18 protein-coding genes are annotated in these 17485 nt (G+C 69.3%); 8 read left to right on the top strand and 10 right to left on the bottom strand.

The window, feature by feature from the left end:
• Positions 1 to 189 precede the first annotated feature (189 nt).
• Together ACH49X_RS11215 and ACH49X_RS11210 are read left to right on the top strand one after the other, a co-directional pair.
• Entirely contained in the window at positions 190 to 846 is a 657-nt protein-coding gene (locus ACH49X_RS11215) for a VTT domain-containing protein (RefSeq protein ID WP_323124692.1), read from the top strand.
• A 5-nt stretch (positions 847 to 851) separates the two neighbouring features.
• Positions 852 to 1550, top strand: coding sequence for a DedA family protein (locus tag ACH49X_RS11210; RefSeq protein WP_323124688.1), 699 nt, complete (start codon positions 852 to 854; stop codon positions 1548 to 1550).
• A 7-nt stretch (positions 1551 to 1557) separates the two neighbouring features.
• On the opposite strand, the gene ACH49X_RS11205 is transcribed toward ACH49X_RS11210, so the two are convergent.
• The 3 genes from ACH49X_RS11205 to ACH49X_RS11195 form a co-directional block, all read right to left on the bottom strand.
• Entirely contained in the window at positions 1558 to 2643 is a 1086-nt protein-coding gene (locus ACH49X_RS11205) for a glycoside hydrolase family 76 protein (RefSeq protein ID WP_195081041.1), read from the bottom strand.
• Between the two features lie 270 nt (positions 2644 to 2913).
• Positions 2914 to 3624, bottom strand: a complete 711-nt coding sequence (locus ACH49X_RS11200) for a TrmH family RNA methyltransferase (protein ID WP_195045969.1) — start codon at positions 3622 to 3624, stop codon at positions 2914 to 2916.
• A 19-nt stretch (positions 3625 to 3643) separates the two neighbouring features.
• A complete protein-coding gene (locus ACH49X_RS11195; RefSeq protein ID WP_067796688.1) occupies positions 3644 to 3979 on the bottom strand; it encodes a DUF4190 domain-containing protein in 336 nt (111 codons plus the stop codon).
• Positions 3980 to 4157: 178 nt separating this feature from the next.
• On the opposite strand from ACH49X_RS11195, the gene ACH49X_RS11190 reads away from it, so the two are divergent.
• Both ACH49X_RS11190 and ACH49X_RS11185 read left to right on the top strand, forming a co-directional pair.
• Entirely contained in the window at positions 4158 to 4736 is a 579-nt protein-coding gene (locus ACH49X_RS11190; RefSeq protein WP_195080836.1) for a Uma2 family endonuclease, read from the top strand.
• A gap of 63 nt (positions 4737 to 4799) precedes the next feature.
• Positions 4800 to 5246: a hypothetical protein gene (locus ACH49X_RS11185; RefSeq protein ID WP_067796682.1), complete on the top strand. Its 447-nt coding sequence runs from the start codon at positions 4800 to 4802 to the stop codon at positions 5244 to 5246.
• Here the strand turns inward: ACH49X_RS11185 and ACH49X_RS11180 are convergent.
• From ACH49X_RS11180 to clpB, 7 genes are all read right to left on the bottom strand, one after another.
• Entirely contained in the window at positions 5230 to 5937 is a 708-nt protein-coding gene (locus tag ACH49X_RS11180) for a lysoplasmalogenase family protein (RefSeq protein WP_195080837.1), read from the bottom strand. The genes ACH49X_RS11185 and ACH49X_RS11180 overlap by 17 nt on opposite strands.
• Before the next feature lie 2 nt (positions 5938 to 5939).
• Positions 5940 to 6998 (bottom strand): beta-ketoacyl-ACP synthase 3, encoded by a 1059-nt coding sequence (locus ACH49X_RS11175; protein ID WP_195080838.1) that lies wholly within the window; start codon positions 6996 to 6998, stop codon positions 5940 to 5942.
• 50 nt (positions 6999 to 7048) lie between these two features.
• Entirely contained in the window at positions 7049 to 7597 is a 549-nt protein-coding gene (pyrE, locus tag ACH49X_RS11170) for an orotate phosphoribosyltransferase (protein ID WP_067796674.1), read from the bottom strand.
• A gap of 1 nt (position 7598) precedes the next feature.
• Positions 7599 to 8402, bottom strand: a complete 804-nt coding sequence (locus tag ACH49X_RS11165; RefSeq protein ID WP_195080839.1) for an SDR family oxidoreductase — start codon at positions 8400 to 8402, stop codon at positions 7599 to 7601.
• Positions 8403 to 8457: 55 nt separating this feature from the next.
• Positions 8458 to 9402 (bottom strand): hypothetical protein, encoded by a 945-nt coding sequence (locus ACH49X_RS11160; RefSeq protein WP_195081042.1) that lies wholly within the window; start codon positions 9400 to 9402, stop codon positions 8458 to 8460.
• A gap of 89 nt (positions 9403 to 9491) precedes the next feature.
• A complete protein-coding gene (locus tag ACH49X_RS11155; RefSeq protein ID WP_357110561.1) occupies positions 9492 to 10283 on the bottom strand; it encodes a DUF5666 domain-containing protein in 792 nt (263 codons plus the stop codon).
• 186 nt (positions 10284 to 10469) lie between these two features.
• Entirely contained in the window at positions 10470 to 13025 is a 2556-nt protein-coding gene (gene clpB / locus ACH49X_RS11150; protein ID WP_195080841.1) for an ATP-dependent chaperone ClpB, read from the bottom strand.
• A gap of 332 nt (positions 13026 to 13357) precedes the next feature.
• Between clpB and ACH49X_RS11145 the strand changes: the two genes are divergently transcribed.
• The 4 genes from ACH49X_RS11145 (at position 13358) to ACH49X_RS11130 (ending at position 17423) form a co-directional block, all read left to right on the top strand.
• Positions 13358 to 14293 carry an NADP-dependent oxidoreductase gene (locus ACH49X_RS11145; protein ID WP_195080842.1) on the top strand — a complete coding sequence of 312 codons (936 nt, stop codon included), beginning with the start codon at positions 13358 to 13360 and terminating at the stop codon, positions 14291 to 14293.
• 57 nt (positions 14294 to 14350) lie between these two features.
• Positions 14351 to 15235: an LLM class flavin-dependent oxidoreductase gene (locus ACH49X_RS11140; RefSeq protein WP_195080843.1), complete on the top strand. Its 885-nt coding sequence runs from the start codon at positions 14351 to 14353 to the stop codon at positions 15233 to 15235.
• 238 nt (positions 15236 to 15473) lie between these two features.
• Complete coding sequence (locus ACH49X_RS11135) at positions 15474 to 16631, top strand: FAD-binding oxidoreductase (RefSeq protein WP_195080844.1); 1158 nt, start codon at positions 15474 to 15476, stop codon at positions 16629 to 16631.
• A 30-nt stretch (positions 16632 to 16661) separates the two neighbouring features.
• Complete coding sequence (locus ACH49X_RS11130) at positions 16662 to 17423, top strand: FAD-binding oxidoreductase (protein ID WP_195081043.1); 762 nt, start codon at positions 16662 to 16664, stop codon at positions 17421 to 17423.
• The last annotated feature ends 62 nt before the right edge of the window (positions 17424 to 17485 follow it).

The raw sequence follows: 17485 nt of genomic DNA, 5'->3' as shown, positions 1-17485 counted from the left end.
AATTTTGCGCACAGCACGAGCATTCTCAGGCGGAGCCGGTACTGTGGGGCCGGTAATTTGCGCTGGCAGCTTCCGACGCGGTGGCAAGCGATGCAGGCCAGCCGTATCGGGACAGGAGGCCACGTGATTCTGCAGGCAGCGACAGAATCGGTGACGAGCAACCTCGCGCTGACCGAGTTGCTCGATCCGATGCACCTGCTCACGGAAACGTGGCTGAAGGACGCGGTGCTGCCGGCCATCCTGGTCATCGTCTTCATCGAGACCGGCCTGCTGTTCCCGATCCTGCCCGGCGACTCGCTGCTGTTCACCGGCGGCCTGCTCGCCGCGCAGCCGAACCCGCCGGTGTCGATCTGGGTGCTGGTGCCCGCCGTCGTGCTGATCGCGTTCGCCGGGGACCAGTGCGCGTATTGGATCGGCCGGGCGATCGGGCCCGCGCTGTTCCACAAAGAGGACACCCGGTTCTTCAAGAAGCACTACGTCACGCAGACGCACGAGTTCTTCGAAAAGCACGGGCCGAAGACGATCATCCTGGCCCGCTTCGTGCCCATCGTGCGCACCTTCATGCCGGTGCTGGCCGGCGTCTCCAAGATGGACTACCGCAAGTTCGTCGCGTTCGACATCGTCGGCGCGCTGCTGTGGGGCGGCGGTGTCACGGTGCTCGGCTACTTCCTGGGCAATGTCGCGTTCATCCGGGACCACGTGGAGGCGATCTTCTTGCTCATCGTCTTCGTGTCGATCCTGCCCGGCATCACCGCGGTGGCGAAGAAGCTGCTCGGCCGCAATGCCACGGCACAGGAGCAGACCGAGGCGGAACTGACCGCTTCGACCAGCGAATCCACCCGCTGAAGCCGGTGACGACGGAATCGTCGCCCCTAGCCGTGGGCAGTTTCGATCCACTACTGTCGGCGGGCCCCGCGCTCGTCTGGACGGTGGTGCTGACCTTCGTTTTCCTCGAATGCGCGGTGATCCTCGGGCTGTTCCTGCCCGGTGACTCGATGCTCATCACCGCGGGCATCGTGATGGCCTCGCACGCCTCGGGGGAGGCGCACGTCTGGGCGCTGTCGGTGGGCGCGATGGTCGCGGCCATCGCGGGCAACCAGGTGGGCTACGTCATCGGGCACCGGACCGGACGGCATCTCGTGGCCCGCAAGAACGGCAGATACATCAACGTCCGCAATCTGCAACGGGTCGCGGAGCTGCTGCATCGGCACGGATTCGTCGCGGTGCTGATCGCCCGGTGGATCCCGTGGGTGCGCACCCTGTGCCCCTCGGTCGCCGGCGCCGCTCGGATGGACCATCGCAAGTTCACCATCGCCAGCACCATCGGCGCGATCGTCTGGGCGCCGGTGCTGTTGCTCATCGGGTACTACGCGGGCAATTTCCTGCAGCGCGTGGAATGGCTGATGCCGATCGTGATCGGCACGCTGGTGGTCGGCCTGGTCATCGGCACGGCGCTCGGCGTGCGGCACTACCGGCAGGAGATGTCCCAGCCCGCCGAGGACTTCGCGCTGGAAACGGCTCCGAGCGCCGTGCTGGAGCCGGAAGGCTGATCCGCGGTCACAGCCCCGCGGCGCTGACCTGGTAAGCCGCCTCCATGAGCAGCCAGCCCGACAACTGCACCGACATGTCGCGCCCCGGCACCTTCGACGAGGTGACCGAGCCGCCGGAGGTGAAGTAACCGGCTCCCGCGCTGCCGCCGGGCAACTGCGCGGGCTTGCTCCAGTCGTGCCCGAACAGTGGCTCGCCCTCGACCTGCAGCCGGTTGGCCCATGCCGCCTTCGCCGACGCGGTGACGATCGCGGCGGCCGCACGGCGATCGGCGACCTGCTGCGCGTCCTCACCCGGCAGCATCACCGCGACCAGCGCCAGGTACCGGGCCAGAATGCCGTTGAACAGCCCGCCGTCACCGCCCCCGCCGCCGTTGACCACGCCATTGGTGGTCATGTGCTCCTCGACCGCCGCGAGCAGCCGGTGCACGCGCTCGGTGTGCCTCGCTTCGCCGGTCTGCACGGCCAGTTCCGTCTCCAGGCCGAGCACCACGCCCTGGCAGTACGTGAACACCGGACGCTCGATCTCGCCGGAGGGCAGGTGGATGCCGTCGAGGATCAACCCTGTCTCCGGATCGCGCAGCGTCGCGTCCAACCAGTCGGACATCTCCTGCGCGCGCTGGACGCGCCCGAGACGCAGCAGCGCGATCGCGGCGGGACCGTTCGCCGGTGCGTTGAAGTAGTCCGAGCCGATGCGCCACGGCAGGCCGCCGCCGACCTCCGGTTGCCAGCCGTCGTGCAAACGCTTCTCCAGCGCGACCAGCGCGCTTCGCACGTCGGCCCCTTGGGTTCGCTCGGCGCGTTCCAGCGCGATGGCCAGCCAGGCCATGTCGTCGTAGTACCGGTTGGTCCAGCCGGTGATGTTGCGGAAGCGGTGCGAGCGCGCCAGCGCGGCGATTCGCCTGCGGCGCAACGGCGTCGGCGCCCGGTTCGCGGCGTCGATCGCGCACTCGATCAGGTGCGCCTGCCACCAGTAGTGCCATGCGCCGAAGATTCGCTCGCGCTTGGTCGCAGGCCAGCCGACCACGCCGAGTTCGGTGCCGGGCAGCGCCCACAGCGCGCGCAGATGCCGAGAGACGATCGACGATTCGGCCATATCGGCCCGTTCGGACCACAGCGTCGCGGGCGCGACGGGTTCCCGGCCCGCCGGTGCACGGCCGGCCGGCGGACGCGGTGCCGCGGAGCCCGTCTCGGCGTGCTCCACGCTCGGCACCTCGATATCGTCGCTCCGCGAGGTCATGGGTCAATGGTGCCAGGCCAGAACGCATTCATGCGCCCGATTTGTTACGAAAGCGATGTGCAATCGTGCCGGTGGGCTTCGGTGATCGAAGATCGCCTGCTCAGGGGATCGAACGCGGCCAGGAACTCACCATGCGGTCGTCAGATCGGCGTGTTGCCGGATCCAGGCGTGCATCGCGATTCCCGCGGCGACTCCCGCGTTGATGCTGCGGGTGGAGCCGAACTGCGCGATCGACACCGTCATCACGGCGGCCTGCTTGGCGTGGTCGGTGACACCCGGGCCTTCCTGGCCGAACAGCAGCAGGCACGCGCGCGGCAGCGTGACGGTCTCCAGCGGCACCGAGCCGGGCACGTTGTCGACGGCGACCACGGTCAGTCCGGCCTGCTCGCTGAACGCCAGCAGTTCGCCGATGTCGGCGTGGTGGCGGATGTGCTGGTAGCGGTCGGTCACCATGGCGCCGCGCCGATTCCACCGCCGTCGCCCGACGATGTGCACGGCCGCGGCGGCGAAAGCGTTCGCCGTGCGGACCACCGTGCCGATGTTCGCGTCGTGCCCGAAATTCTCGATCGCGACGTGGAACGGATGCCTGCGCCGGTCGATGTCGGCCACGATCGCCTCGCGGCTCCAGTACCGGTAGGCGTCGACCACATTGCGGCGGTCGCCGCCGGCCAGCAGTTCGGGATCCAGGCGCGGGTCATCCGGCGGCGGCTCGGCGTGCTCGCTAGCCCACGGACCGACGCCGTTCGGGTGCTCGCCCCATTCCGTCGGGCCCGGTAGATCCTGCTCCGCCGCGTCCGGCACTGGGTGACTCACCCCAACGATGCTAATTCCGGCCATCGTGCCCGCGGCCGGTGGCTCAGTAGCTGGACGAACTCCCCGCGAACGCGCCTGCCAAGGCGAGCACCAACATCAACAGCAGGAACAGCAGGCTCAATGCCATCAGCGCGGTCGCGATGATGCCGCAGATGTATCCGGCGTTGACATTCCCCCGGCCACCGATGGTCCCACCGGAGGCGTCGATCTCGTTGAGCGCCCGCTTGCCCATCACCCACGCGAAAGGCCCCATGAGCTGGCAAAGCACGAGACTCAGGATGCCCAGGATCAAGATCGTGGTGGATTGCGGATGGTCCGGTGCTCCGTAGGCCCCATAGGCTGGATAACCGTACGGCGGCGGCTGCGGCGGGTAGCTCATCAGCAGGATCGTAATGGGTGCCGGTGGGGGTGCGCACACACCACTTTCGACGGGCAGCTTCCCTCCGCCGCCGCGTCCTGGCGGTATTACGACTCGAGAGCCGACGTCGCTGTGGTTTGTCGGCCTGGTGTGCCAAACTGGCCCCAACGCGGTATCCGTGCGGGGAGGGGAGGAAGCGATGACCGTCGAAGTGAACTGGCCTGATCATCTGCTGACCCTGGAGGACTGGATCGCGCTGCCGGAGGACAGCAGCCGAAATTACGAGCTTGTCGAGGGGGTTCTGGTCGTGTCACCGAGGCCGGTCGTGCGTCATCAATTCGCGGTCTGGCAGCTCGCGGCGCAAATCCACCCTCAACTACCGAAAGAGCTCGCTGCGGTAGGTGAAGCCGAGTTGGTTGTCGATCCGGCGCAACCCCCTACGGTGCGCGTGCCGGACGTCTTGGTCATCCGCCGCAAAGCGCTCACCGACGATCTCGCACGCGTGCATCCGGAGGATGTGAAACTCGCCGTCGAAATTCTGTCGGCTGGTTCCCGGCGAACCGATCGTGTCACCAAGTTCTTCGAATACGCCGAAGTCGGCATCGAGCACTATTGGCTCATCGATCTCGATGAACCGGCCAGCCTCAGCGCCTACCGACTGATCGACAGCGACTACGAGCTGGTCGCCGAGCGGTCGGGCTCGGTGACAGTCGATCTGGCGGGAACGCCGGTCACGATCGACCTTGTCGCCCTGTCGAGCGATTATCTCGGCGAATAGGTCAGCACCGCCGAAGGTGTGCGGGCCTATCCTGGAGGTCTGGCACTCGGGGTGGAGGCTGGTATGGATCACGAGCGGATACTGCGCACGGTGCTCGGGGTGACCGCCGGGTATCTGATCCTGCTGGCGCTGTGGTTGGGGTGGGTGGTGCACCGGACGCCGTCGGGAACCGTGCCGTATCAGATCGTGGCGCTGGTCGGGTTGTTCGGCTCGTGCCTCGGCGTCGGGATGATGCTTGCCGGGCGGCCGTCCAAGGCGGATCGTCAACTGTGGCGGCACGGCCTGGAAGGGTGGGCGACGGTCGAGGGCGTGCACCCGCTGGAGCGCACCGATCATCACACCGAACTCACCGAGCTGGATCTCGAACTCACCGTCCCCGGCTCCGAAAGTTACCGTGGCACGGTGGTTTTCGACGCCACACCGGCCGACAAACCCCGACTCGCGGTCGGTGAGATCCTCTCGATCCGCGTCGACCCGGCGAACCGGGATCGCATCATTCTGGTGCTGTGAGCACCGGCTTCACATGCGCCTTCGGATCGGCGAGCAGGTACTGCGCGGCCGCGTAGGTCGCCAGGATCACGCCTTCGGTCACCCGGCGCGCCCGCTCACCGCGAGCGAACAACCGCCGCACCACGATGAGTCCGTCCGACACGGTGAACAGCAGCGCGCCGAGGCCGAGGCGACTGCGCGGATCCATGCCGGGAACGTTCACGCCCGCAATGTTTTTCGTGGCGGGGGCCAGCGCGGGGTCCGACGCGAGCACGGCTGCGGCGCCCAAGGTGACGCCATAGGCGGTCAGCGGAGCGGCCACCGTGGGAGCTTTCTTCCGCAGCACCCCGGCCACCCCCAGCCAGGCGGCCACCCGTGGTACGGCCGCCCCTGCGGTGGGCCTGCCACCCATCCGCCACCACAGCGTGGTGTACCCGGCCTGCATCACCGCGAACGACGACGCGCCCGCGATCAGCCTGCGGTCGTCATCCGGATCTATGAGCAGGATGTCGCCGACCGTCGCCGCGCCGAGCGACCCGATCAGCACCGTGCGCTCGGTGGACGGCAGCTGCCCGCCTTCGGTCGCCACATCCGCCGCGAGCAGCGGCATCAGCAGCGGCTTGGCGATCCACTGCGCCTTCTCCCGCCCGGTGACCGCGCCGTAGACGGTGAGCGCCGCCGCCGCGAGATACCCGGCTCGAAAAGGCCGCATGCTCAGAAGCTCGGCTCGGCGGGTGCGGGCGGCAGCGTGACGACCTGGCCCGCGTAACTCAGGCCGGCGCCGAAGCCGAGCAGCAATGCCGTCTGCCCGCCCTTGGCCTTGCCGGTGACCAGCATCTCCTCGATCGCGAGCGGAATGGACGCGGCCGAGGTGTTGCCGGTGTTCTCGATGTCGTTGGCCATCGGGATCTCGTCGGCGAGCCCGAGGTTCTTCTTCATCAGCTCGTTGATCCGTGCGTTGGCCTGATGCGGGACGAAGACCTCGATGTCCTCCTTGGCCACGCCGGAGACCTCGAGCGCGGTGGACAGGGCGCGCGGCAGCGTGACCGCAGCCCACCGGAAGACCCGAGGGCCTTCCATCCGCAGCGACATCCGGCCGACCGGATCCACGGCCGGGTCGAGACCTTGCATGGCCTGGGCGCGCTGCATGTATTCCAGGAAATCGATGTCCTGCATGATCGCGGCGGCGTTCTCACCGTCGCTGCCCCAGACGGTGGGCGAGATGCCGTTCTCGTCGCTCGGGCCGACCACGACCGCGCCCGCACCGTCACCGAAGATCATCGCGGTGCCGCGGTCGGTGGGGTCGAGCCCGACGGTCATCGTCTCGGCGCCGATGAGCAGCACGTACTCGGCGGAACCGGACCGGATCATGTCGGCGGCCACGCCGAGGCCGTATCCGAAGCCACCGCAGCCGGAGGTCAGGTCGAAGGCGGGCACGCCGTTCATGCCGATGTCGTAGGCCACCTGCGGCGCGCCGTGCGGGGTGAGGGTCAGCCAGCTGGAGGTCGCCAGGATCACGGCGCCGATCTTCGAGCGGTCGACGCCGCTGTTGACGATCGCGCGTTCGCCCGCCGCCGCCGCGATCGACCGCAGCGTCTCGTCGCCGCTGATCCAGCGCCGGTTGCGGACACCGGTGCGCTCGTAGATCCACTCGTCGGTGGAATCCAGCACCTCGCAGACCTCGGCGTTGCTGACCAGGCGTTTGGGTCGGTAAGCGCCGATTCCGAGCATCGCCACGTTCTCGCGGCTCCTGTTGACTGCAATGCTCACCACTGGTGACTCACACGACCCTTCACCTTCGAAGACTTAGACCATCGTCCAGGCTATCCCAGGGCGAGATCCTTCAAGCCGAGGATCGACCGGTACTCCAGGCCTTCCGCGGCGATCACCTGGTCGGCGCCGGTTTCCCGGTCGACGACGGTGGCGACGCCGACCACGGTAGCGCCCGCGTCGCGCAGCGCGCGCACCGCGGTCAGGGGTGAATTCCCGGTAGTGGTGGTGTCCTCGACGACCAGCACCCGCTTGCCGGCGACATCCGGGCCTTCGATCTGGCGCTGCATGCCGTGCGACTTCGCGGCCTTGCGCACCACGAAGGCGTCGATCGGGCGGCCGGGCGCGTGCAGCACGGCCAGCGCCACCGGGTCGGCGCCCATGGTCAGGCCGCCGACGGCGTCGAAGTCCCAGTCCGCGACGAGTTCGCGCAGCAGTTTGCCGATCAGCGGGCCCGCACTGTGATGCAGGGTGGCGCGGCGCAGGTCGACGTAGTAGTCGGCCTCCTTGCCCGAGGACAGGGTCACCCGGCCGTGCACGACGGCGAGCTCGCGCACCAGCGCGGCCAGCCGGTCCCTGTCGTTGGTAATCACGTCGATCATGTCAAGTCCTTCCGCGTGCGTCGAACAGCCCGCGATCGAGCCGGGCCCCCAGGGTTCGCGGGATCATTCCGGCGACGGTGGTGAGCGCTTTGTACTGCATACCGGGCACGCTGAGCACCCGGTCCTTCTCCAGATCACGCAGTGAGCCGGCGACTACCTGCTCGACGCTCAGCCACAACGCTTTCGGCAGCGAGGGCATCGCGATGCCTGCTCGCCGGTGGAATTCCGTGCGAACGAATCCCGGGCACAGGGCTTGGACCCGGACTCCGGTCCCGGCCAGTGCTCGCGCCAACCCTTCGGTGAAGGATACGACGTAGGCCTTGGACGCCGAGTACGTCGACCCTCGTCCTGGAATCAGGCCCGCCACGCTGGCCACGTTGACGACGCGGCCGTTGGCCGCCGCGATCATCGGCGGCAACGCCGCCCTGGTGAGCCGCATCACCGAGGTGACGTTGACGTCCAACTGCGCCTGCAATCGCTCGGGCGGCAACGTCCAGAACTCCCCGGACTGCCCGAAACCCGCGTTGTTGACCAGGAATTCGACGCCGTCGGCCAGCCGCGCCGCGACCCGCTCGCGGTCGTCGGCGGCGGCGAGGTCGGCGACGATCAGCTCCGAGCGGGTGGCGAAGCGGTGCTCCATCTCGGTCGCGATGGCGGTGAGCCGCTGCTCGTCCCGGGCCACGAGCACCAGGTCGTAGCCGAGCGAGGCCAGCCTGGTCGCGTAACCGCGGCCGATACCGGAGGTAGGTCCGGTGATCAGAGCCACAGGACGGGTGGCGCCGGGCAGCCGGGGATGCTCGGTCATGACGGCGCGATCGATCGCAGCCGCTGCGGCCCGGCCGCGGTGGGCGCGCGGCCGGTCACTTCGGCACGGGTCCCTGGTAAGGGCGGAAGCCGGGATGGAACGGTCCACCGGGCGGGTCGGTCGGCCGCTGCCGCGATTCGGGGTCGTTCCGGCTCTCGGCGTCGCGCTCCTCGCGCGGCCGGGGCTTCTCCTCGTCGCGCACGCGGGCGCGCGTGTTCGGCACGACGGCGAGCGACGGGCGGCGCGCCGGTTCCGGTCGCTCGGCGTCGTCGGAGTCGTCTTCGGACCGTTCGTCGTCGGCCTCGGGGCGGTCGCCCGCTTCACCCTCGGCGTCCCGGTCGCCCCGCTGACGGGCGCGGGGGCGCGCCGGTTCGGGTCCGCCGTCGTCGAAGCGCGGCTCGCTGACCGGCGGCAGCACGTGCAGCAGGCCGGACAGGCGCAGCACCGCGTCGATCGCGCCTTCCCAGTCCTTCGGGGTGGTGCCGACCAGCAGCATGCCCAGCGTCCAGTTGCCCTCGCTCCAGAGCATCTGCACGGTGTCGGGCAGGTTCTCGATGAACGCGACCATGCGCTGATCGACAGCGTGCCTGGCGATTTCGGGATTGGTCGCGAAGACCACGCGGTCACCGATGGCGCCGAGCAGTTCCAGATCGTGGTCCTTGGGCGGGGCGGCGGTCTTCAGCCGCATGTCCACGTCGATGTCCGAACCGATCTGACGGCGCACCGCGACCAGCGTCGCGGAGTCCTCCAGGTCGAACAGCACGAACTTCTCGCCCTTGCGGATGCCGGAGACCACGTCGACCGCGGAGAGATAGCCCAGTTTGGTCAACGCGCCGCGCCGCCACGTGGACGGCAGCGCGGGTTCCACGGACACGTAGGTATAGCCCTGCGACTTCGCCCAGACCTGTCGCGCGTGACCGGTCCGCTGCCGCTGGAGCCGATCGAAATACAGCAGCACGATCGCGCCCACGAGCGCGATCGCCGCCAACCCGAACCACATTGCCGTCATCGCCGCCTAGCCTAATGGTCCCGGCCGGACATGGTCCGTCATTACCCCCGGCGCTTCGCGCCCCCGGCGTCCGGCGCGGCTCATCGCCCGCCGCCGGGCAGCGAGGTGCCGATGATGACCTTCGCCTGGATCGACCCGTCCGCTGCCTTGTCACCCTGGATCAGCACCAGCTCACCGGTGGCCAGATCGGAGACTCTGGTCCCGGACAGCGCGATCACCTGGGTGTTCGCGTCGGTGCGCACCGTAATGGTGTTGCCCATCACCGAACTCACCGTCAGGGTGCCCCCGTCGTTGGCGGTGATGGTGCCCATGGTCGCGCCGAGGCCGTCGACATCGCCGAGGCCGGGCACGCTGGGCAAACCGCTCGGCGGGGTGGGCTGCGCGGTCCTGGTTCCCGGCGAGGGTCTCGTCGTGACGCGCGTCGTGGAGGCCGCCGCGGTGTCGGCCGAGCCGGAATCGCCCGACCCGAGCAGCACGCCCGCGACCACCCCGATCGCACCGATCAGCAGAACCACGCCGAGACCGAGGGCGATCCACAGGCCGGTGTTGCGCCGCGGCGGCGGTGGTCCCGGCGGCGCCGCACCGGGCGGCATCGCGCCGCCGGGCGGACCCGCCGCACCCGGGACGGTGTCGGGATAGGCGGCCCACTGGGGGTCGTAGGCCGGGAACTCACGTGTCGCGTTCGCCCCGGGCGGGCCCCAGGCTCCGTAATGCTCCGTCGGGGGATATTCCGACGGAGCCCCGGTGCCGTACGCGTCGAGGTACTCCGTGGTGTGCGCGGGGCCACCGTATCCGAACTTGCCCGGCGGACCCAGGTGTTCGGTCGGCGCATCCTCCGGCCGCTGTCCCCAGGGATCGTTCGGGTTGGTCATGGCTTCCAGCGTAGGCCGCGTACGTTCGCGCGCACCCGTACCACGTGGACCGGTGCGCCTGCGGCTCGGTGGGCGTTCGTTCCGGCATCGATCTCACCGTGCTGACGGTGGGGCGAAACACCTTGTGCGCGAGCGAGCTTCGACGAAAGGTGAGCGGCCTCGTCCGCGACGAGGCCGCTCACTCACTCACCTGCCGACGATCAGGCCGTCCCCGCCGGGGCTGACGGACACCTTGACGCTGTCGCCGTCGGCGATCTCGCCCGCGAGCAGTTCCTTGGCGAGGGAGTCGCCGATGGCCTGCTGGATCAGCCTGCGCAGCGGACGCGCGCCGTAGCTGGGGTCGTAGCCGCGCACCGCGAGCCAGAACCGCGCCGAATCGCTGACCTCCAGCTTCAGCCTGCGCTGCGCCAGCCGCTTCTGCAGCTGCTCGAGCTGGATGTCGACGATCTGCTCGAGCTGCTCCTCGTCGAGCGCGTGGAACATGACCACGTCGTCGAGGCGGTTGAGGAACTCCGGCTTGAAGGCCGAGCGCACCGCGTTCATGACGAACTCCTTGTCACCGCCCGCGCCCAGGTTCGAGGTCAGGATGAGGATGGTGTTGCGGAAATCCACCGTGCGGCCCTGGCTGTCGGTGAGCCTGCCCTCGTCGAGCACTTGCAGCAGGATGTCGAACACATCCGGGTGCGCCTTCTCGATCTCGTCGAACAGCACCACCGTGTAGGGCCTGCGCCGCACCGCCTCGGTGAGCTGACCGCCCTGGTCGTAACCGACGTAACCGGGCGGAGCGCCGACCAGCCTGGCGACCGAGTGCTTCTCGCTGTACTCGCTCATGTCGATGCGGACCATGGCGCGCTCGTCGTCGAACAGGAAGTCCGCCAGCGCTTTCGCCAGCTCGGTCTTGCCGACGCCGGTGGGGCCGACGAACATGAACGACCCGGTCGGGCGGTTCGGGTCGGCGACACCGGCGCGGGCCCGGCGCACCGCGTCGGACACCGCCTGCACCGCCTCGGGCTGACCGACCACGCGGCGGCCGAGCTCGTCCTCCATGCGCAGCAGCTTCTGGGTCTCGCCCTCCAGCATCCGGCCCACCGGAATGCCGGTCCAGGAGGACACCACCTCGGCGATGTCGTCCGGGCCGACCTCTTCCTTCAGCATGACCTCGCCGTCGCCCGCGGTGGCCGAGGCCTGCTCGGCCTGGGCGAGCTGCTTCTCCAGCGCGGGGATCCGGCCGTAGCGCAGTTCGGCCGCCTTGCCCAGGTCGCCGTCGCGCTCGGCGCGCTCGGATTCACCGCGCAGCGCTTCCAGCTCCTCCTTGAGCGTGCGCACCTGGTCGATCGCGTTCTTCTCGTTCTGCCAGCGCGTGGTCAGCTGATTGAGCTTCTCGCGGTCGTCGGCGAGTTCGCCGCGCAGTTTCTCCAGCCGCTGCTTGGACGCCTCGTCGGTCTCCTTGGCGAGGGCGACCTCTTCGATCTCCAGGCGGCGCACCGCGCGCTCCACCTCGTCGATCTCCACCGGGCGGGAGTCGATCTCCATGCGCAGCCGCGAGGCCGACTCGTCGACCAGGTCGATCGCCTTGTCGGGCAGGAACCGGGAGGTGATGTAGCGGTCCGACAGCGTGGCCGCGGCGACCAGCGCGGAGTCGGTGATGCGCACGCCGTGGTGCACTTCGTAGCGCTCCTTGATGCCGCGCAGGATGCCGATGGTGTCCTCCACCGACGGCTCGCCGACCAGCACCTGCTGGAAGCGCCGCTCCAAGGCGGCGTCCTTCTCGATGTGCTGGCGGTATTCCTCCAGCGTGGTGGCGCCGACCAGGCGCAGCTCGCCGCGGGCCAGCATCGGCTTGATCATGTTGCCCGCGTCCATCGCCGATTCACCGGTGGCGCCGGCGCCGACGATGGTGTGCAGCTCGTCGATGAACGTGATGATCTGGCCCGCGCTGTTCTTGATGTCCTCCAGCACGGCCTTGAGCCGTTCCTCGAACTCACCGCGGTACTTCGCGCCCGCGACCATCGCGCCGAGGTCGAGCGCCACGACGGACTTGCCGCGCAGCGACTCGGGGACGTCGCCTGCCACGATGCGCTGGGCGAGGCCCTCGACGATGGCGGTCTTGCCGACGCCGGGCTCGCCGATCAGCACCGGGTTGTTCTTGGTGCGCCGGCTCAGCACCTGCACCACCCGGCGGATCTCGGTGTCCCGGCCGATGACCGGATCGAGCTTGCCGTGGCGGGCGGCATCGGTGAGGTCGGTGGAGTACTTCTCCAGCGCCTGGTAGCTGCCCTCCGGATCGGGGCTGGTCACCCTGGCGCTGCCGCGGACGGCGGTGAACGCGGCACGCAGCGCGTCGGCGGTGGCGCCGTACTTGGTGAGCACCATCGTGACATCGGAGTCGCCCTCGGCGAGACCGACCATCACGTGCTCGGTGGAGACGTACTCGTCACCGAGTTCCGTGGCCAGGCGCTGCGCCGCGGTGATCGCGGCGAGCGCCTCGCGGCCGAGCTGCGGTGTGGTGGTGGCGCCGGTCGCCCGCGGCAGCCGGTCCACGATGTCCTGTGCCTCGCGGCGCACGGTCGCCGGATCCGTTCCGACGGCCTTCAGCAAGGGCGCGGCGATGCCGTCGGTCTGGTCGAGCAACGCCACCAGCAAGTGCGCAGGACGGATCTCCGGGTTGCCCGCGGCGGAGGCCGCCTGCAGGGCGGCGGTCAGCGCCGCCTGGGTCTTGGTGGTGGGATTGAACGAGTCCACGAGTCACCTTCCTACTGGTCGAGTCGATTCGCACGGCGCCGAGCGCGTTCGCCGAAGCTGTCGCTGTCGTCCCGCTCCGCCTTCGGCTCGGCGCCGTTCTACCCGTCCAACGTTCTAAAGGTTGAGTCTGTTCCGCTCAAGTTTGGAATTCTCCGCCGCGCCGCCGGCGATCCACCGGATGTGTCGAACGCTACGCTCCGGCACCGGCGAATGCGACGCCCCGCCACACCGCCCATGCGGTGATTCCGCACGTCGGCGGCTTTCGGACGCCTACGATGACCTCGGCCGTCAGTTGTTGCAGCACTCTTCACCCCGACTCGAGGAGCGAATGGATGCGCGCGATCGTGGTACGGAAGTTCGGAGCGAAGCCGGAACTAGCCGAAATGCCGATGCCCGAGCCGGGGCCGGGCACCGTGCGGGTGCAACTCCAGGCGGCCGGGGTGAACCCCTTCGACCGTAAAGTGGCCTCCGGCCTCCTGGACGGCAAACTGCCGCACGACTTTCCGATGATCCTCGGGGTGGACGGGGCCGGCACGGTCGCCACGGTCGGCGCTGGCGTCAGCCGTTTCGCCGTCGGGGACCGGGTGGTCGGCAAGTTCCTCACACCGCCGGTGGGCCACGGCAGCTTCGCCGAGTACGCGGTGCTCCCTGAGGGCGGCACCCTGGTGCCGATTCCGCCCGGGGTGCCCACGGTCGCGGCCGCGGCGCTGCCGACCGCGGGGGTGACCGCGCAGGACCTCGTGGACGCCACCCACATCCAGCCGGGCCAGACCGTGCTGATCGTGGGCGCGACCGGTGGCGTCGGCTCCTTCCTGGTGCAGCTGGCCAATATCGCGGGCGCGCACGTCATCGCCACGGCGCGGGGCGACTCCGCCGATCAGATGACCCGCCTGGGCGCGGCCGAGACGGTGGACTACACCGCGGGACCGGTGCGCGACCAGGTCGCCGCCGCCCATCCGGACGGCATCGACGTCCTGTTCGATCTGGTGAGCCCGCCGGAGGCGCTGGCGGAGCTGACCACGCTGGTCCGCGACGGCGGCACGGTCTACTCCACCACTTTCGCCGCCGACGAGGACGCGTTGCGCGCACGATCGCTGCGGGGCGGCAACATCGAATCCAAGGGCAGCGCACCGGAACTGGCCCGCCTGATCCAGCGGGTGGCCGCGGGCGACGTGGTCGTGCCGATCGACGCGACCGTCCCGCTCGCGGAGGGACCAGCGGTCATCGGAGCGCCAGGAGCACGCGGCAAGACCGTGCTCGCCATCTGATCCGTACCGGCCCACCGCGCCGGGTCGGCGTCCCGCGCGACCACCAGGAGGTGTGTGATGAGGACCCGACCGCCCCAATTCGGCCTGTTCCTGATCCCCGAGGCCGACGACTTCCGCAGGCTCGCCGAGCTGAGCGCGTACGCCGACGTGGCGGGGCTCGACCTGATCGGCATCCAGGACCATCCCTATCAGCGCCGGTTCCTCGACACCTGGACGCTGATCACCGCGCTCGCCGCGCGAACCGAGCGGATCACCTTCTTCCCCGACGTGGCCAACCTGCCGCTGCGCCACCCCGCTTTGCTGGCGAAGTCGGTCGCGTCGCTCGACATCGTCAGTGACGGCCGCATCCAGCTCGGCCTCGGCGCCGGCGCGTTCTGGGACGCCGTCGCCGGGATGGGCGGACCGCGCCGCACCGGAGGCGAGGCGGTGCGCGCCCTGGAGGAGGCGATCACGGTGATCCGCGCCTTGTGGAGCGACGCGCGATCGGTCCGGGTGCCTGGCTCCTTCTACTCCCTGGCGGGCGCGCATCCCGGCCCGCTCCCGCGACACCGGCCCGGCATCTGGCTCGGCGCGCGCGGGCCGCGCATGCTCGAACTCACCGGCCGCGCCGCCGACGGCTGGGTGCCGTCGGCCGCTTGGGCGCCGCCGGAGTTCCTCGCCGAAGCCGGCAGGCGGATCGATGACGCCGCCGCCGCGGCAGGCCGGGACCCGCTGACGGTGCGGCGGGTGCTGAACGTGTCGGGGACCATCACCGCCGACGGGGCCGATCGCGGCTTCCTGGAAGGCCCGCCCCAGCGCTGGGTGGACGACCTGCTGGCCTTGCACCGCGACCAGCGGATCGACGGATTCGTCTTCTGGCCGACCGAGGGGGAACCGGTCGAGCAGATCCGTCGTTATACCGAGCAGGTCGTGCCCGCGGTGCGTACCGGCGCCGGGAGCTGACCGGCCGGAGACCGCATCCGCCGGTACCGCATCGGCGCGGAAATCCGGCCCGGCCCGCCCGTGGCCTCGGTACCGGACGGGTCAGCGGCATCCGCCGTTTGCCCACCGATTACCGTTTGCCCGGGTCTTGGGACTGATAGCCACACGACCACGGCATTTTCGGGGATACTTGTCGGCGGGAGACCGCCGGTAACGGGTATGTCCCCGGGCAGAACTGAGGGAAAGGAAGCTCCACGTCGTGGATGCGCGTTCGGCTGCGCTGGTCCGCGCCAATTTTCGTTCGGTGATCGAGTCGCCGAATGGACCCGAGCGGTTGGTCAGTGCGTTCTACGGACATTTGTTCGCCGAGAACCCACGGTTGCGCGAGTTGTTCCCACCGGCCATGGAGATGCAGGCCAAGCGCATCGCCACGGCCATCCAGTACGTCCTCGATCACCTGGAGGACTGGGACCGGGCGCAGAAGTTCCTGGAGCAACTCGCTCGCGACCATCGCAAGTACGGCGTGGAGGCCGCGCACTACGACATGGCGGGCCGCGCGCTGCTGGCGGCGTTCCGCGTCTACAACGGCGCGGCCTGGGACCGGAGCCTGGAAGAGGGCTGGCGCGACATCACCATCCTGATCTCCGCGTCCATGGCCATCGGCGCCAACTCCGACAAGTCGCAGCCGGTGTGGGAGGCCACCGTGGTCGGTCATCGCCGCGTGCTGGATGACCTGGCCATCGTGCGGCTGCAGTCCGACGGGCCGGTGCCCTACCAGGCCGGGCAGTACGTGCCGGTCACCATTCCGCAGCGGCCCAAGATGTGGCGGTATTTCTCCCCGGCCATCCCGTCCAACCCGTACGGCGAGATCGAGTTCCACGTGCGCAAGATCCGCGGCGGCTGGGTCAGCCCCGCGATCGTCAACGAGACCAGGGTGGGTGACCGCTGGCGCATCGCGGGCCCGCTCGGCGGACTACACGTCGACCGGGACAGCGGCCGCGACGTGCTCATGATCGGCGCGGGCACCGGCATTGCCCCGCTGCGCGCCCAGCTGATCGAGATGGGCCAGCGCGGCATCAACCCGCGGGTGCACTTCTTCATCGGCGGCCGCTATCCCTGCGACCTGTACGACGTGGAGAACATGTGGCAGCTCTCGCAGAGCAACCCGTGGCTGACCATCGTTCCGGTGTGCGAGCAGAAGAGCAATCCGTGGTGGTATCCGCATCCGCCGCAGGACGCACCGTACGGGATGCACCGGCGCCTGATCGGTAACCTTGGCGCCGTGGTCGCGAGCTTCGGCGCGTGGGCCGATCGCCAGATCCAGATCGCCGGATCGGCTCGAATGATCGCCGACACCCGGCGCGCGCTCCTCGCGGTCGGCACGCCGGAGCAGAACATCAGCTGCGACCCTGTGTAGAAGAAGGAGGCCCCGTTGGGGGATCCGAGCATGCTCGGTAACGGTCATCAGGCGCCGGAGTGGACTTCGACCGTGGTCGGTCATCATCGCCTGCGCCACGATCTCGCGGTGATCCGCCTGATCGGTGAGTTCGTGCCGTTCGCCGCCGGACAGTCGGTCGAGGTACGGGTGCCGCAGCATCCCGGCGTGCGCCGCAGGCTGTCGCCCGCGCTGCCACCGTCACTGGACGGCAAGCTGGAGTTCCACGTGCGCACGGTGCCGGGCGGCTGGTGCAGCGGCGCGATCGTCGCCGACACCCAGCCCGGCGACGAGTGGCGGATCGGCGCTCCCGCCGGCGGGTTCTGGGTGGACCCGGACGGCGACGAGGTGGTGATGATCGCGGGCGGCACGGGATTGGCGCCCATGCGCGCCCAGATCCTCGAGCTGGCCCGCAAGCCGTCGCCGCCGCCCACCTACCTCTTCGTCGGCGGGCGGTCACCCCGCGACCTGTACGCCTCGGACATGCTCTACCTGCTGGCCGCCGAATTGCCCTGGCTCACCGTGATTCCGGTGGTGGAGAACCCGCACGACCCGAACTGGGTCGACGAGTGGTACGAGCAGTCCCGCGTCGACATCGGCTTCGCACCCGACGACCTGCTCTACGGCACCCTCGCCGACGTCCTCGGCTCGCACGGCGCGTTCGCCGAACACCAAGTCCTGGTCTGCGGCTCCCCCGCCATGGTCCAGACCACCGTCGACCGCCTCCTCGAAACCGGAACCCCGCCGCAGCGAATCCAATTCGAGGGGCTCTAACCGAACCGTGAACCTGAGCCGAGTGAACTACTCGGCCAGGGCAACGGCACACCGTTGGAGCC

The organism is Nocardia sp. NPDC019323 (genome assembly GCF_044389845.1).
GTDB classification, from domain to species: domain Bacteria; phylum Actinomycetota; class Actinomycetes; order Mycobacteriales; family Mycobacteriaceae; genus Nocardia; species Nocardia implantans.
Note: the sequence above shows the minus strand (reverse complement) of the source record. Positions and strands in the feature narration are given on the sequence as shown.

Bases quoted from the DNA above. Each gene is read 5' to 3' on its own strand.
- ACH49X_RS11160 (WP_195081042.1), bottom strand. From the start codon at position 9,402: ATGTGGTTCGGGTTGGCGGCGATCGCGCTCGTGGGCGCGATCGTGCTG.
- ACH49X_RS11215 (WP_323124692.1), top strand. From the start codon at position 190: ATGCACCTGCTCACGGAAACGTGGCTGAAGGACGCGGTGCTGCCGGCC.
- ACH49X_RS11200 (WP_195045969.1), bottom strand. From the start codon at position 3,624: ATGGCCGGAATTAGCATCGTTGGGGTGAGTCACCCAGTGCCGGACGCG.
- ACH49X_RS11205 (WP_195081041.1), bottom strand. From the start codon at position 2,643: ATGGCCGAATCGTCGATCGTCTCTCGGCATCTGCGCGCGCTGTGGGCG.
- ACH49X_RS11145 (WP_195080842.1), top strand. From the start codon at position 13,358: ATGCGCGCGATCGTGGTACGGAAGTTCGGAGCGAAGCCGGAACTAGCC.
- ACH49X_RS11155 (WP_357110561.1), bottom strand. From the start codon at position 10,283: ATGACCAACCCGAACGATCCCTGGGGACAGCGGCCGGAGGATGCGCCG.
- ACH49X_RS11130 (WP_195081043.1), top strand. From the start codon at position 16,662: ATGCTCGGTAACGGTCATCAGGCGCCGGAGTGGACTTCGACCGTGGTC.
- ACH49X_RS11180 (WP_195080837.1), bottom strand. From the start codon at position 5,937: ATGCGGCCTTTTCGAGCCGGGTATCTCGCGGCGGCGGCGCTCACCGTC.
- ACH49X_RS11195 (WP_067796688.1), bottom strand. From the start codon at position 3,979: ATGAGCTACCCGCCGCAGCCGCCGCCGTACGGTTATCCAGCCTATGGG.
- ACH49X_RS11185 (WP_067796682.1), top strand. From the start codon at position 4,800: ATGGATCACGAGCGGATACTGCGCACGGTGCTCGGGGTGACCGCCGGG.
- pyrE (WP_067796674.1), bottom strand. From the start codon at position 7,597: ATGATCGACGTGATTACCAACGACAGGGACCGGCTGGCCGCGCTGGTG.
- ACH49X_RS11140 (WP_195080843.1), top strand. From the start codon at position 14,351: ATGAGGACCCGACCGCCCCAATTCGGCCTGTTCCTGATCCCCGAGGCC.
- ACH49X_RS11190 (WP_195080836.1), top strand. From the start codon at position 4,158: ATGACCGTCGAAGTGAACTGGCCTGATCATCTGCTGACCCTGGAGGAC.
- ACH49X_RS11165 (WP_195080839.1), bottom strand. From the start codon at position 8,402: ATGACCGAGCATCCCCGGCTGCCCGGCGCCACCCGTCCTGTGGCTCTG.